Raw genomic sequence first — 1,527 nt, forward strand, 5'->3', positions numbered from 1 at the left:
GTTTCAGCTCCCTCATGACTGTTTGGATGATGTGCTCATCTACACCATTGAAGAAGGAAATTTCAGCGTTGGCTGTTTTGATCGTGCAGGCAGGATTTTGGGAAAGTACTGCTGGATTTGTTGCAGTAGTATTTTCGTTTTCGGTATGTAAAGTCACGGGGACAATCGTTAGTTTTTGTGGCATATAGAAAGCACCTCCTTAAATTGATACATTCATCGTACCAGGAGATGCTGCGTGTTTATATGCGTTGTTTGAATGGGGGCTTACGGAATCTCAAGGGTTTCAGCAAGAAAGTATCTGAATTTCCTAAAGGACTTAGGAATACTTGAAGTCAAGGTAATCTATGGAACGATTGGCAGGCCTATGTACCAGCATGAATATAATCAATTTAAAGAACACTTAATAAAAAACTTTCTGTAAGCAGCTTTTGAAACTGCTTACTTTTTTTATTTACAAAAAGACTTATTAAACTTTCATAAACTATGAAAGCGGTTTCCTGGAGGGTATGATGGACATGTAATAAAACAAAGGGGGATTAAATATGCAAATTCCAATTAAGAAAACGCTTGATAAAATTCCAGGTGGTCTGATGGTTGTTCCGCTTTTTCTAGGGGTATTAACCAATACATTTTTCCCACAAGTTTTAAAAATTGGCGGTTTCACAACGGCATTATTCAGTAAAGAAGCATCATCAACAATTTTGGCATGTTTTATGTTTTTAATTGGTTCACAAATTCACTTCAAGTTGGCGCCAAAGGCATTAAAAAAAGGCGCAATCTTATTAACAGGAAAATTTATAGTAGGTGCTGGTATAGGGATAACTGTCGCAATGCTTTTTGGACCTGCTGGAATACTAGGATTATCACCATTAGCAATCCTTGCAGCGCTATTAAATGCTAATGGCGGCTTATATGCATCTCTTGCTTCATCGTATGGTGACGAAACGGATGTTGGGGCATATGCGTTATTTTCTTTAAAGGATGGTCCATTTTTTACATTAGTTGCATTAGGTGCATCCGGTCTTGCCGCAATTCCTTTTCACACACTTGTAGCAGTATTAATTCCAATCGTAATCGGAATGATCTTAGGAAATATTGATCCTGATATGAGAAAGTTCCTTGGCAGCAGTAAATTATTATTGATCCCATTCTTCTCCTTCCCATTAGGTGCAGGAATGAATCTTTCAACTATTATAAAAGCGGGAGGACCGGGTATATTACTAGGATTAATAGCTGCCTTCACTGGAATTGGCGCTTACTTACTTTTGAAGTTATTTAAAGAAAATCCTATAGTTGGTTTAGCAACAGGGTCAACTGCAGGAAATGCTGTAGCTACACCAGCTGTTGTTGCAGCTGCAGATCCAGCCTTAGCTGCAGTAGCACCAGCGGCTACTGCGCAAGTTGCAGCTGCATGTGTAATATCCGCAATTATTTGTCCGATTATTGTTAGCTATGTATTTAAAATGTCCGAAAAGAAAAAAGCTAAAAAATCACTTACCAGTGCAGCCTGATAAAGAGCAAAGTTAG

The 1,527-nt window shown here is 38.4% G+C and carries 2 protein-coding genes; one reads left to right on the forward strand and one right to left on the reverse strand.

Features of this window, described 5'->3' with window-relative positions; all coding sequences use genetic code 11:
* Positions 1 to 184 (reverse strand): hypothetical protein (locus AAHB12_RS31050; RefSeq protein WP_342048926.1); only part of this gene is annotated, 184 nt, incomplete at its 3' end.
* A 358-nt stretch (positions 185 to 542) separates the two neighbouring features.
* On the opposite strand from AAHB12_RS31050, the gene AAHB12_RS31055 reads away from it, so the two are divergent.
* Positions 543 to 1,511: a 2-keto-3-deoxygluconate permease gene (locus AAHB12_RS31055; RefSeq protein WP_342048927.1), complete on the forward strand. Its 969-nt coding sequence runs from the start codon at positions 543 to 545 to the stop codon at positions 1,509 to 1,511.
* The last annotated feature ends 16 nt before the right edge of the window (positions 1,512 to 1,527 follow it).

Source organism: Bacillus sp. OTU530, from assembly GCF_038440375.1.